Annotated in this window: 11 protein-coding genes; 8 read left to right on the plus strand and 3 right to left on the minus strand. The window is 63.1% G+C overall.

The genetic code is table 11. The annotated features are described in order from the left end of the window. Nucleotides 1-33 precede the first annotated feature (33 nt). Nucleotides 34-693, minus strand: coding sequence for a TetR/AcrR family transcriptional regulator (locus LB533_RS10250; RefSeq protein ID WP_224677122.1), 660 nt, complete (start codon nucleotides 691-693; stop codon nucleotides 34-36). 85 nt (nucleotides 694-778) lie between these two features. Here LB533_RS10250 and LB533_RS10255 point away from each other — a divergent pair, with 85 nt between their 5' ends. Together LB533_RS10255 and LB533_RS10260 are read left to right on the plus strand one after the other, a co-directional pair. Further along, a complete protein-coding gene (locus LB533_RS10255) occupies nucleotides 779-1243 on the plus strand; it encodes a carboxymuconolactone decarboxylase family protein (protein WP_224677123.1) in 465 nt (154 codons plus the stop codon). Between the two features lie 141 nt (nucleotides 1244-1384). Beyond that, entirely contained in the window at nucleotides 1385-1984 is a 600-nt protein-coding gene (locus tag LB533_RS10260; protein WP_224677124.1) for a YdeI/OmpD-associated family protein, read from the plus strand. A 93-nt stretch (nucleotides 1985-2077) separates the two neighbouring features. Here LB533_RS10260 and LB533_RS10265 read toward each other — a convergent pair whose 3' ends face one another. Both LB533_RS10265 and LB533_RS10270 read right to left on the minus strand, forming a co-directional pair. Next, nucleotides 2078-2527 (minus strand): DNA polymerase III subunit chi, encoded by a 450-nt coding sequence (locus LB533_RS10265; RefSeq protein ID WP_140637612.1) that lies wholly within the window; start codon nucleotides 2525-2527, stop codon nucleotides 2078-2080. An 8-nt stretch (nucleotides 2528-2535) separates the two neighbouring features. Next, the gene (locus tag LB533_RS10270; protein WP_140638282.1) at nucleotides 2536-4056 is read right to left on the minus strand and encodes a leucyl aminopeptidase; all 1521 of its coding nucleotides are present in this window, start codon (nucleotides 4054-4056) and stop codon (nucleotides 2536-2538) included. Nucleotides 4057-4418: 362 nt separating this feature from the next. On the opposite strand from LB533_RS10270, the gene lptF reads away from it, so the two are divergent. The 6 genes from lptF (at nucleotide 4419) to rsmA (ending at nucleotide 12023) form a co-directional block, all read left to right on the plus strand. After that, on the plus strand, nucleotides 4419-5621 hold the full coding sequence (gene lptF, locus LB533_RS10275) for an LPS export ABC transporter permease LptF (protein ID WP_140494430.1): 1203 nt from the start codon (nucleotides 4419-4421) through the stop codon (nucleotides 5619-5621). Continuing rightward, entirely contained in the window at nucleotides 5618-6703 is a 1086-nt protein-coding gene (lptG, locus tag LB533_RS10280; RefSeq protein WP_181165175.1) for an LPS export ABC transporter permease LptG, read from the plus strand. Before lptF ends, lptG begins: the two co-directional genes overlap by 4 nt. After that, nucleotides 6703-9123 carry an LPS-assembly protein LptD gene (locus LB533_RS10285; protein WP_224677125.1) on the plus strand — a complete coding sequence of 807 codons (2421 nt, stop codon included), beginning with the start codon at nucleotides 6703-6705 and terminating at the stop codon, nucleotides 9121-9123. Before lptG ends, LB533_RS10285 begins: the two co-directional genes overlap by 1 nt. Before the next feature lie 90 nt (nucleotides 9124-9213). Continuing rightward, on the plus strand, nucleotides 9214-10146 hold the full coding sequence (locus LB533_RS10290) for a SurA N-terminal domain-containing protein (protein ID WP_224677126.1): 933 nt from the start codon (nucleotides 9214-9216) through the stop codon (nucleotides 10144-10146). Between the two features lie 13 nt (nucleotides 10147-10159). Next, the gene (gene pdxA, locus LB533_RS10295; RefSeq protein ID WP_224677127.1) at nucleotides 10160-11176 is read left to right on the plus strand and encodes a 4-hydroxythreonine-4-phosphate dehydrogenase PdxA; all 1017 of its coding nucleotides are present in this window, start codon (nucleotides 10160-10162) and stop codon (nucleotides 11174-11176) included. A gap of 10 nt (nucleotides 11177-11186) precedes the next feature. Beyond that, complete coding sequence (gene rsmA / locus LB533_RS10300) at nucleotides 11187-12023, plus strand: 16S rRNA (adenine(1518)-N(6)/adenine(1519)-N(6))-dimethyltransferase RsmA (protein ID WP_224677128.1); 837 nt, start codon at nucleotides 11187-11189, stop codon at nucleotides 12021-12023. Nucleotides 12024-12063: the final 40 nt, after the last annotated feature.

Below are 12063 nucleotides of genomic sequence, written 5' to 3' on the forward strand. Positions count from 1 at the left end.
GGAATCACCTTGTAATCGGGCGTTGCCGGACAATTAGCCTGCATTGGCGCTGTCGCGCAGGCGCTCCATTTCGTCCAATAGCATGTCGAGGCCGAGTTCGAACGTCTTGTCGAAACCGCCGGTGCCGAAATAGGTCCCGGCCGCCATGACACTGGGGAAATCCTTCGCCAGTTGCTCGTCGTCGACGGTGGTCACCGCCGACGGGCCCTTGGCGTAGCCCGCGGTCTCGTCGAGGATCGCGCCCATGAGATAATAGCTGGCGGTGCGAAACAGCCTGGCGCTGAGTTCCGGGCCGAAACCGCCAGCCTCGAACAGGCCGATGACACCGTTCAGCATGGCCAGGCAAGGCGGCGAATTCATCCGGTAGACGACAAGGAATGGTGCGAAGGCCGGGTGCTCCCTCGCAACACGGCGAAACTCATGCATGACCATCCGAATCCTGTCGCGCCATGGCATGCTGTCGTCGGGGATAACCATCCCGCTGACCTGGCGATCGACCAACGCCTCATAGAGGTGCGCTTGCGAGGGGAAGTGATGATAAATGCTCATCGCCTCGCAGCCGAGCACGGCGGCGAGCTTGCGCATCGAAAAACCGGAAAGGCCCTCCTTCTCGATCACCTCGAAAGCGGCATCCTCGATCATCTCGCGGGACAGCCGTCCGCGTGCTCGCTTTTTTTTGATCGATGAGTCCATGGCCGCGCTTGACAACTTACAGCGTAAGGTTCATTTTTCACTTTACCTTACACAGTAAGGCTAACAAAGACCAGAGGAGGAACACATGTCACACCATCGCATTGCCAAATCCGTGCATTCTTCCCTCCATCGTGCGTTGGCACTAACCGCCGTGGCCTGCGTCCTCGCCGCGGCCCCTGCCTATGCCGATGACTACGATGCAACCATAAAGGACATCCAGTCGACCATGGGCGGCGTGCCGAGCTTTGTGAAGCAACTTCCCAAAGCCGGTCTGCCCGGCGCCTGGGCCGAGGTCAAGGCCATCGAACTCAGCGACAAGACGGCGCTGCCGCCAAAGGTCAAATCGCTGATTTCGCTGGCGGTGGCGGCGCAGATCCCGTGCAACTACTGCATCTGGTCGGACACGCGAGACGCCAAGCGCGCCGGCGCTACCGATGAGGAAATCCAGGAGGCGGTGGCGATGGCGGCGCTGACCCGCCATTGGAGCACCATCTTCAATGGCATGCAGGTCGATTTCGACACGTTCAAGAAGGAAATGGGCGGGCAGTGAAACGACCTGCGGTGGTCCGCGCCTGCGGGCCACCGCAGAACCGCCGTCATCGGGCAGCGCCATGATCTTCGCCTTCGATTGTCATCCAGCTGGAAATGCCGCATTGAAAGTGCAACCGCAAAGCATGGACGAGGGCCGCTGATGGCGCCGGTCAAGGTCGACCCCGACAAGGTGCACGAATTCGAGGACGCCGAGAGCTTTTATACCTGGCTGGGCGAGCATCATGACAGGGAAACCGAGGTCTGGATCAAAATCCACAAGACCGGCTCGGGACTGAGGTCGATCTCGCCGAAGGAAGCGATCGACGTCGTGCTGTGCTGGGGCTGGATCGACGCGGTGCGCAAGGGGCTCGACGACAAGAGCTTCCTGCAGCGCTACACGCCGAGGACGAAGAAAAGCATCTGGAGCCAGATCAACATCGACAATGTCGCCCGGCTGATCGACGACGGCCGGATGACGCGGCATGGGCTGGCCGAGGTCGAAGCCGCCAAGGCCGATGGCCGCTGGGCGCGTGCCTATGCCGGCGGCAAGGACATGAAAATTCCCGATGACCTGCAGGCCGCGATCGATGCCGAGCCAGAGGCTCGGCAAATGCTCGAAAAACTCAGCGCGCAAAACCGCTTCGCGCTCGCCTTCCGTATCCACAACATGAAGACCGAGGCCGGCCGCAGGAAGAAGATCGAGACTTTTGTCGAGATGCTCAAGCGCGGCGAGACGATCCATCCGCAAGTGAAGAAGTAAGGCTGCTCATGTGACGAGCGACAGGTTTCTTCCGGCTCGATGATCGCGATCCACATTATCAACAAGGCAGTGATCAGCCGCCGCTGACGTCCCTTAGGCTTTGCGCTCCCAGCGGCGGTCGGGCGTCTGCTGCCAGTAGGTCACCGCGTGGCCGGCGTCTTTCATCGTCTTCCAGTGCCCGCGGGCGGCCTCGACCTGGGCGGCATCGTGACCGTCGAACAGGAACACGGCGCGCTCGTAGCCGCCAAGGTCAGGGGGTGCCGCTCCGTCCACCAGGAAACGTATCTGCGCCGCGTTCGGGTTGCCTTCGGCGGTGGTCAAAAGGATCGGCTGCTCGGCGGGATGGGCTTCGCGATCAGTGGCGTGCGCGAGGAAGGAATCGTCACGGAACGTCCACAGATGCTGGTCGAGCGCGTCGCGCCGCTCCTCGGTGCCGGTCTGCACCACGGCGCGCCAGCCGCGATCGACGCTGCGCTCAAGAAGGCCTGGCAGCGCATCCTCCAGCGTCGATTCGGTCAGGTGATAAAACAGCACGTCGGCCATGGGTCCGATCAGTTCTCGTAGTGGTCGCGCACGAGCCGGTCGAGCAGCCGCACGCCAAAGCCGGAACCCCAGGACTGATTGATTTCGTTCGACAGCGCTCCCATGGCGGTGCCTGCGATATCGAGATGCGCCCAGGGCGTGTCCTTGACGAAGCGCTGCAAGAACTGCGCGGCGATGATGGCGCCGCCATAGCGGCCGCCGATGTTCTTCATGTCGGCGTTCTTGGAATCGATCAGCTTGTCGTATTCGGGACCGAGCGGCATGCGCCACAGCCGCTCCTGCGTCGACTGCCCGGCTGTCGCCAGGCGTTCCGCCAGTTCGTCATTGTTGGAGAACAGACCGGCATAGTGCTGGCCGAGCGCGACCATGATCGCGCCGGTCAACGTCGCCAGATTGACCATGAACTTCGGCTGGAAACGGTCATTGCAGTACCAGAGCGCGTCGGCCAACACGAGGCGCCCTTCCGCATCGGTGTTGAGCACCTCGATGGTCTGGCCCGACATCGAGGTAACGATGTCGCCGGGACGCTGCGCATGGCCGTCGACGGCGTTTTCCACCAGCCCGATGATGCCGACGACATTGGCCTTCGCCTTGCGGGCGGCGAGCGCATGCATCAGTCCGGTCACCGCCGCGGCGCCGCCCATGTCTCCCTTCATGTCCTCCATGCCGGATGCCGGTTTCATCGAATTGCCGCCGGTGTCGAAGGTGACGCCCTTGCCGATGAAGGCGACCGGGCTGTCCTTGGCCTTGCCGCCGCTCCACTGCATGACGGCCATGCGGGCGCCGCGCGGCGAGCCTTGCGCGACGCCGAGCAGCGACCCCATGCCGAGTTTCTTCATCTCCTTTTCGGCCAGGATCTCGACCTTGACGCCGAGGGCTTCCAGTTCCTTGGCGCGGGCGGCAAACTCGACAGGTCCCAGGACGTTTGCCGGCTCGTTGACGAGGTCACGCGCCAAAAGCACGCCGTCGATCACAGCCTCGGTCTCGGCGAACGCCTTCTTCGCACCCGCCGGATCGGCGGTGTGGATGGTTATCTTGGCAGGCTTTTTCGGCTCGGCCCTGTCGCCTTGGCCATCGTCCTTGTCTTTCCTGGTCTTGTACTTGTCGAAGGAATAGCTGCGCAGAAGAATACCGGCGGCAAGGCTGGCCGCCTGCGCACCGCTTGACGAGGCGCCGACCACGTCGAGCACCACCGCTACGTCGGTCGCCTTGCGCAGCGACGCTGCGATGGTGCCTCCCAGCTTCGTCCAGGCGTATTCGTCGAGCCCCGACACCTTGCCGGCGCCGATCGCGACCAGCCGGTCGAGCGAGCTTGCCTGCGGCGTCAGCACTTCCACCACGCTGGCAAACTTGGCCGTGAATTCGGCCACCGGGAAGGCCCGTTCCAGCGTCTTGCCGGGATCATACGCCGCGGCGGTTTCGCTCAGGCCGCCATCATCCGCCGCCAGCACGAAGACCGTCCCCTTCCTGTTCGCGGCGGTCTGCGGCGCGGCGAATTTTGCGAAGGCGATCGAGGGTCTCTGGTTCATCATGTCCTGCTTTCGGGGAATGCGCGGCTCGCGCGAAGCGGTTGGAAGCGATCCGCGACATTTGGTCGTTTTCCGGCATTTGGCAAGACTTTGCCAAGCTGGCTCCCCATATGGCACATGAATCGATGGCGATTCGTCGCGGCACGGCTCCGCTTTTTGGCCGCAACCTGTTGTTAACCATCGATGTTCGCCCTTTCTTATCCAATCCCGCCGACACTCCGGCCCAACGTGGCGCGCGATGTGGGACGGGAACCGGATCGTCTGCCTGACAGAGCCCGACGCAGCCAGTTGTGCGGGCGTCGCCGGACGGCTACCCTTATCTGGTGGCATGATGCCGTTCGAGAAAATTGAGAAAAGCCTTCATGAAGGTCGTTGAACGCTACATCATGCGCCGCGCTTTCGTGGTCTTTATTGCAGCGCTGGCCTGGACGCTGGCCATTGTCTGGACGACGCAAGTGCTGGCCAAGATCGACCTCGTCACCGACAGCGGCCAGTCGGCGCTGACCTTCTTCGAGGTTGCGGCCCTCATTCTTCCCTCGATCATTCCGATCGTGGTGCCCTTCGCGCTCGTGGTGGCGGTTGCCCAGACGCTCAGCGTCATGAATTCGGATTCGGAGCTCGCAGTCGTCAACGCAGCGGGCGCCTCGCGCTGGACCATCGTGCGGCCGATCATGATTCTCGCGGCCGCAGCCAGCGTCTTTTCCTTCGCCGTCGACAATGGCATCGACCCCTATGCGCGCCAGAAGAACCGGATGCTGGTGGCGGAGTCACGCGCGGATCTTCTGTCGCTGATCATCCAGGAGGGCACATTCCGCAAGATCGATGACGGGCTGTTCCTGCAGATAGGCGAGCGGCTCCCCGACAACCGGCTGGGCGGCATCTTCGTCGCGGATTCACGCGAGGAAGGGGTCAACCTCGTCTATTATGCCAAGACCGGCAGCATCGTCGAACGCGGCGGCGAAAAGGTGCTGATGATGAATGACGGCGTCATCCATCGAAAGACGCTGACCGGCGACCTCTCGGTCATCCGCTTCACCTCCTATGCCTTCGACATGTCGGCCTTCATGGCGGCAGCGTCGGAGGTGACGCTGATGCCAAAAGACCAGACGACCCAGTACCTGCTCAACCCGAGTGCCAACGACAAGGTCTATCAGCAGCGCCCGAACGAATACCGGGCGGAGGTCGACCAGCGGTTCTCGGAATGGCTCTATTCCATGGTTTTCGCCCTGATCGCACTCGCGGTCGCCGGAGATGCACGCTCGCATCGGGAGGCGCGCGTCAATCCGCTGATCACGGCCATCGCGATATCGCTGTTCGTGCGCTGGCTGGGCTTCTTCGCCGCCAGCAAGGCCGACGAGGTCCCGCAATATGCGTATATGGTCTACGGCGTGCCCATCGTGTCGTCGGCGGTGGCAATCTGGTTCATCGCATCCAACCGGACGATGGAACTGCCGGTGGCCTGGGCAGATTGGCTGACGAATCTCGCCAGCCGCATGGCTGACGCCTGGAATGCCGTCAAGCTGCGCCTGTCCCGGCGCAGCGCCTCGGGCCAGGGGGTCAGTTGATGGGCTGGACGCTGGGACGCTACTTCTTCTTCCGCTATGTCACGATCACCGTGTGGTTCTTCATCGGCCTGCTTGCGCTGGTGTTCCTGATCGATTTCACCGAGCTTTCCGGCCGCACGACCGGCCTGCCCGGCTTCACCTATGGAACGGCGCTGGCCATTTCCGGACTCAGGATGCCGATGATCATGTTGCAGACCGTGCCGTTTGTCGGTCTCTTCTCGGCGATGGCGACGCTGGTCTCGCTCAACCGCAGGTATGAACTGGTCATAGCGCGCTCGGCCGGCGTTTCGGCCTGGCAGTTCCTTCTGCCGTGCTGCATCGGAGCGCTGTTGTTCGGCGTCCTGTCGGTCGGTCTCATCAACCCGCTCGCCGCGCACGCCTTTTCCTGGTCCGAACAGATCGAAACCCAGTTGCGCTCGGGCAAGTCGAATACGGTGTCGGCCGACGCCGCGCCCTGGATCCGGCAGAAAACCAGTTCCGGAGACACCATCATCGGAGCGCGCGCCATCCTCAACCAGGGCCTGGAGATGGCTGACGCTGTCTTTTTCATCCTCGACCCGCAAGGCGATATCGTCGAGCGCAAGGATGCCGCGCGCGCCTACCTGCGGGACGGCTACTGGGAATTGCAGGACGTCAAGACCTTCAGGAACGGCACCATCCAGCCTGCGGCAAACGATCGCGTGCCGACCAATCTGAAGCCCGAATTCGTGCAGGAGCGGCTGGCGCGCCCGGAGACCATTCCATTCTACGATCTGCCGGGAAAAATCGAGGTTGCCCGTTCCTTCGGCCTCAAGGCAAATGCCTTTGCCATGCAGTTCGATTCGCTGGTGGCGTTGCCGTTCCTGCTCGTCGCCATGACGCTGATTGCGGCAACAGTTTCAATGCGATTTGCAAGGATGGGGCAATCGGCAACGATGATTCTGGGTGGCGTCGTTGCCGGGTTTCTGCTTTATGTCGTTTCGGTGCTGGTGAAGGCATTCGGCGTGGCGGGGTTCGTGCCGACTGTCGTAGCTGCCTGGGTGCCGGTCGTGGTAGCTATGTTCTTCGGGGTGACTTTCCTGCTATACAAGGAAGACGGCTAGTGAGGGAGGCCTTTTTGCCCACTAACAGGCAGGCCGGTTTGGCGCGCCTTTATGCGGCGACCGCCTTGGCATGCCTGTTTGCATGCGCGGTTCCGCTGCCTGCGTTCGCGCAGGATGTCGGCGACATGGCGACCAAGGTGCCGTCCGGCTCGCAGATGCTGCTGGCGGCCGATACGCTGGTCTACAACAACGACAATCAGACCGTGACCGCCGTCGGCGGCGTGCAGATCGACTACGGCGGCAACCGACTTGTCGCGCAGAAGGTCGAGTACAACCGCAACACCAAGCGCATGGTCGCAAGCGGCAATGTCGAGGTGATCAACAGCGACGGCACCAAGATCAATTCAGATCATATCGACATCACCGACGACTTCGCCGACGGTTTCGTCAACGCGCTCCGCGTCGAAACCATCGACAAGGCCTATTTCGCCGCCGAAAGCGCCGAACGCATGGGCGGCGTGCTGACCACCTTCCACAATGGCGTCTACACTGCCTGCGAACCGTGCGAGGATAAGCCCGACAAGGCGCCGACCTGGCGCGTGAAGGCCAGGAAGATCATCTGGAACGGCGAGAAAAAGACGGTCCGTTTCGAGAATGCGAATTTCGAATTCTTCGGCTTCCCGCTCGCCTACCTGCCGGCGTTCGAGATCGCCGACCCGACGGTGAAGCGCAAGAGCGGCTTCCTGATCCCCGGCATCGTCTTCAAAAGCGATCTGGGCGTGGGGGTGAAGGTCCCCTATTATTTCGCGCTCTCGCCGACTTACGACCTGACCGTCACCGGCACCGGCTTTACCAAGCAGGGCTTTCTCGGTGAGGCTGAATGGCGCCAGCGCTTCAACAATGGCGAATATAGCCTGAAGATCGCGGGCATTCAGCAGCGGGATCCCGATGCCTTCATCGATGCCGCCGGCCGCAATGTCGATTCGGGCGAGGCGGGCGATCCGAACAAATTCCGCGGCATGATGGGCACACAGGGCCAGTTCGCCATCAATGCGCGCTGGAATTTCGGCTGGGACGTGCTGCTGCAGACCGACAAGAACTTCTCGAACACCTACGCCATCGACAAATACAACGGGTCCGTTCACCAGTCGTCGGTTTACCTGACGGGGCTCGACGGCCGTAATTATTTCGACCTGCGCGCCATGCATTTCGAGGTGCAGGAAGATACGCTGGACAGCAACATCGCTGCGCGAAGTGGCCAGCAGCCCTGGGTGCTGCCCTCGCTCGACTATGCCTACATTCCGGATACGTCGGTCGCAGGCGGCCAGTTGTCGTTCAACGTCAATTCGCGCGTCATCCGCCGCGATGATCTCGACGAGACCTATTTCACCCCCTACTTCCCCCCTTCAGGCACCCAACGTGTGCGCGGCATCGAGGGCGAATCCGGCCGGCTCACCGCCCAAGCCGAGTGGAAGCGGTCATTTGTCACCGATGACGGGTTGGTGCTGACACCCTTGCTGGCGCTGCAGGGCGACGTCGACTATGTCAACGCGTCATCAGCTTCACTCGCAGCCGTCAACCAGATGGCGACGAATTTGGGCGAGCAGGACGATATGCGCTCGTCTTTCGCCCGCTATATGGCAACCGCCGGACTTGAGATGAGCTGGCCGCTGCTGTTTTCCATGGCCAGCGGCTCCAGTCATGTGTTCGAGCCGATGGCGCAGGTGTTCCTGCGCCCCAACGAACAATATGTCGGCGGCCTGGCTGTGCCGAACGAAGATGCGCAGAGCATGGTCTTCGACGCGAGCACCCTGTTCGAGCGCGACAAGTTCTCCGGCTATGACCGCATCGAAGGCGGCTCGCGCGCCAATGTGGGCCTGCGCTATTCCGGTTCCTACATCAACGGCTGGGGCACCAACGCCATCTTCGGCCAGTCCTACCAGATCGGCGGCGAGAACTCCTTCGACGCGCCAGACCTGGTCAATGTCGGCGCCTATTCGGGCCTCGAAAACACCAAGTCGGATTATGTCGGCTTGTTTGGCGTCAGCAGCCCGAACGGGTTCGCCGCCTCGGTCAGCGGCCGTTTCGACGAGCAGAGCTTCGAGGTTCGCCGCGCCGAGGTAAAGGCCGCCTATTCCGGCCTGCCGGTGTCGCTGAGCGCCAAATACGCCTTCATCCAGGCTCAGCCGCTCTATGGCTTCACCACCGACCGGCACGAGGTCACGCTCGGCGCGTCCACGCATCTTGCCGAGAACTGGCGCGTGTTCGGGACGGGAACCTATGACCTGCAGGAAAGCCTGCTGGTCAAGGACGGGGTCGGTTTCGCCTACAATGATTCCTGCTTCACCTATTTGATGACGTACTCGCAGTCGCGCGACCTGAACACCAGGGAGGTGACGCAGAGCATCGGCTTCAACCTGTCGTTCCGCACCCTCGGCGATTTCGGATCGTCGAGCAGCGCCTTCGATACCACCCAGTAACCCGCGACATCGTTTCGCCGCATAGGGCTGGCAGGGACTTCACAAACCCCGAAGAAGGATGAAGTTGGGCGGGACCGGGATAGAATTGGGATGTTTGCGATGAGGAAATACCTCTTTTCAGCAGGGTTGGCGCTGCTTGTGGCGGCGACATCCGTGTCGATGGCCATCATCACGCCGCCGGCTTTCGCCAGCGAGATCAAGTACGTCGTCAACGACATACCGATCACCAGCGGCGACATCGCGCATCGCGCCGCCTTCCTCAAGCTGCAGCGCAAGAAGGGCGACGCCGGCCAGGAAATGATCGATCAGACCTTGCGCATGGCCGAAGCCAGACGGCTTGGGATTCACATCAGCGACGCGCAGGTCGAGGCCGCGTACCAGCGCTTTGCCTCGAGCAACAAGATGCAGCTCAGCCAGCTCGACGGCGTCATGGAAAAGTCCGGCGTCAGCAAGGGCCATTTCAAGGAGTTCATCCGCGCCCAGATGGCCTGGAATCAGGCCTTGAGCGCACGGTACCGTTCCGGCGAGGGCGGCAGCGTGACCGAGCAGGACGCGGTCAGGCGCATGCTCGACAAGGGCGGCTCCAAGCCGAGCGCCACTGAATACATGCTCCAGCAGGTCATCTTCGTCGTGCCGGCGGCCGAACGCAGCGCGACGCTGGGCAAGCGCAAGCGCGAAGCCGACGCCATGCGTGCCCGCTTCAACGGCTGCAACACGACGCGGCAGTTCGCCAAGGGCCTGATCGACGTCACCGTTCGCGATCTCGGCCGGGTGCTGGCGCCGCAACTGCCGCCGGACTGGGCCGAGCAGATCAAGGCCACCAAGGTTGGCGGCGCCACGCCTACCCGCCAAACGGAGCGCGGTGTCGAGTTCATCGGTATCTGTTCGTCGCGCGAGGTGTCCGACGACAAGGTCGCCCAGATGGTTTTCCAGAGCGAAGGCTCCAACGACAAGGCGGCCGACGATCTCAGCAAGAAATATGTCGACGAGCTGAAGGCAAAAGCCCGCATCGTCAAGCGCTGAGGTGGACAGGGCGATGCGCGCGCTGGCGTTGAGCGTCGGCGATCCTTCCGGCATCGGACCGGAAATCGCGATTGCCGCGTTTCTGGCGCGTACAGCCGCAGCCCTTCCGCCCTTCTATCTCCTCGCTGATCCCGCGCTGATCGCCTCGCGGGCGCGCCGCCTCGGCGTTTCGCTGCCTATCGAGGAAACGACGCCAGCGCAGGCAACCGAGGTCTTTGGCGGCGCACTGCCGGTCGTTACGCTGTCTGCCCGCTTCATCGACAGCCCCGGCCAGCCTGATCCGGCCAATGCGGCGGGCATCATCGAAGCGATCGATCGGGCGGTGGCCGCTAGCCTCGCCGGCGACGCCGCGGCCGTCGTCACCTGCCCGATCGCCAAGAAGCCCCTCTACGACGCCGGCTTCCGCTTTCCCGGCCACACCGAATATCTGGCGTATCTGGCGGCGCGGCATAGCGGCGTGGAAGCGATGCCGGTGATGATGCTGGCAGGCCCCGACCTGCGCACCGTTCCCGTCACCATTCACATCGCGCTGGCCGAAGTGCCGAAGGCGCTGACCACCGACCTGATCCTCGCCACGACGCGGGTCACCGCCGCCGACCTCAGGGACCGCTTTGGCATCGCCAACCCACGGCTCGCCATCGCCGGCCTCAACCCGCATGCGGGCGAGGATGGCTCCATGGGCCTGGAGGACCAGCGCATCATCCGACCGGCGATCGAGATCCTGCAAGCCGAAGGCATCGACGCGTTCGGGCCGTTGCCCGCGGACACCTTGTTCCATGCCCGGGCCCGGGCCGGCTACGACGTGGCGCTGTGCATGTATCACGACCAGGCGCTGATACCGGCCAAGGCGCTGGCCTTCGATGAAGCGGTCAATGTCACGCTCGGCCTGCCCTTCATCCGCACCTCGCCCGACCACGGCACCGCCTTCGATATCGCCGGCAAGGGCATCGCCCGGCCCGACAGCCTGATGGCGGCGCTGCGGCTTGCACGGCAGCTGGCCGACACCGACGCCAAATTTGTCACGCAATGAGGCTCAACTCATGAGCATGGATGGGCTGCCGCCGCTGCGCGAGGTCATCGAGCGCCACGGCTTGCAGGCAAAGAAGGCACTGGGCCAGAATTTTCTGTTCGACCTCAACCTGACCGGCAAGATAGCGCGCACCGCCGGCAGCCTGGCGGAGACGACCGTAATCGAGGTCGGCCCCGGCCCTGGCGGGTTGACAAGGGCCCTGCTTTTCAACGGCGCGCGCAAGGTCGTCGCCATCGAGCGCGACGAACGCTGCCTGGCGGCCCTCGCCGAGATATCGGTCCATTATCCCGGCCGGCTGGAGGTCGTTTCCGGCGACGCCCTGAAGATCGACTTTCCGACGCTTGCCGCGACCGCCGGTGACGGCGGGCCGGTCAGGATCGTGGCCAACCTGCCCTACAATATCGGCACGGAACTGCTGGTCCGCTGGCTGACCGTCGCGGAGTGGCCTCCCTTCTATGCCTCGATGACCCTGATGTTCCAGCGCGAGGTGGCCCAGCGGATCGTCGCCGCGCCTGGCAGCGAGGCCTATGGCAGGCTCGGCGTACTGGCCGGGTGGCGCACGCAGGCCAGGATAGCGTTCGACGTGCCGCCCCAGGCGTTCACACCGCCGCCCAAGGTGACCTCTTCCGTCGTGCATCTCGAGCCGCGAGTGACGCCGCTATGCGCCGACGTGAAAAAACTCGGCCGCGTCACGGAAGCCGCCTTCGGCCAGCGCCGAAAGATGCTGCGGCAGAGCGTTAAGAGCCTCGGCGGCGAGGCCCTGCTCGAACGCGCCGGGATCGACCCGACCCGGCGCGCCGAGACGCTCGATGTCGAGGAGTTCGTACGGCTGACCAATGCGGTGTAGCGCCGCCGGCCCTGGAAGTGCGGCGCAATCCGATCCGTGT

The organism is Mesorhizobium sp. BR1-1-13 (assembly GCF_020165515.1).
Classification (GTDB): domain Bacteria; phylum Pseudomonadota; class Alphaproteobacteria; order Rhizobiales; family Rhizobiaceae; genus Mesorhizobium.

Bases quoted from the DNA above. Each gene is read 5' to 3' on its own strand.
- LB533_RS10250 (WP_224677122.1), bottom strand. From the start codon at position 693: ATGGACTCATCGATCAAAAAAAAGCGAGCACGCGGACGGCTGTCCCGC.
- LB533_RS10255 (WP_224677123.1), top strand. From the start codon at position 779: ATGTCACACCATCGCATTGCCAAATCCGTGCATTCTTCCCTCCATCGT.
- LB533_RS10260 (WP_224677124.1), top strand. From the start codon at position 1,385: ATGGCGCCGGTCAAGGTCGACCCCGACAAGGTGCACGAATTCGAGGAC.
- LB533_RS10265 (WP_140637612.1), bottom strand. From the start codon at position 2,527: ATGGCCGACGTGCTGTTTTATCACCTGACCGAATCGACGCTGGAGGAT.
- LB533_RS10270 (WP_140638282.1), bottom strand. From the start codon at position 4,056: ATGAACCAGAGACCCTCGATCGCCTTCGCAAAATTCGCCGCGCCGCAG.
- lptF (WP_140494430.1), top strand. From the start codon at position 4,419: ATGAAGGTCGTTGAACGCTACATCATGCGCCGCGCTTTCGTGGTCTTT.
- LB533_RS10290 (WP_224677126.1), top strand. From the start codon at position 9,214: ATGTTTGCGATGAGGAAATACCTCTTTTCAGCAGGGTTGGCGCTGCTT.
- pdxA (WP_224677127.1), top strand. From the start codon at position 10,160: ATGCGCGCGCTGGCGTTGAGCGTCGGCGATCCTTCCGGCATCGGACCG.
- rsmA (WP_224677128.1), top strand. From the start codon at position 11,187: ATGAGCATGGATGGGCTGCCGCCGCTGCGCGAGGTCATCGAGCGCCAC.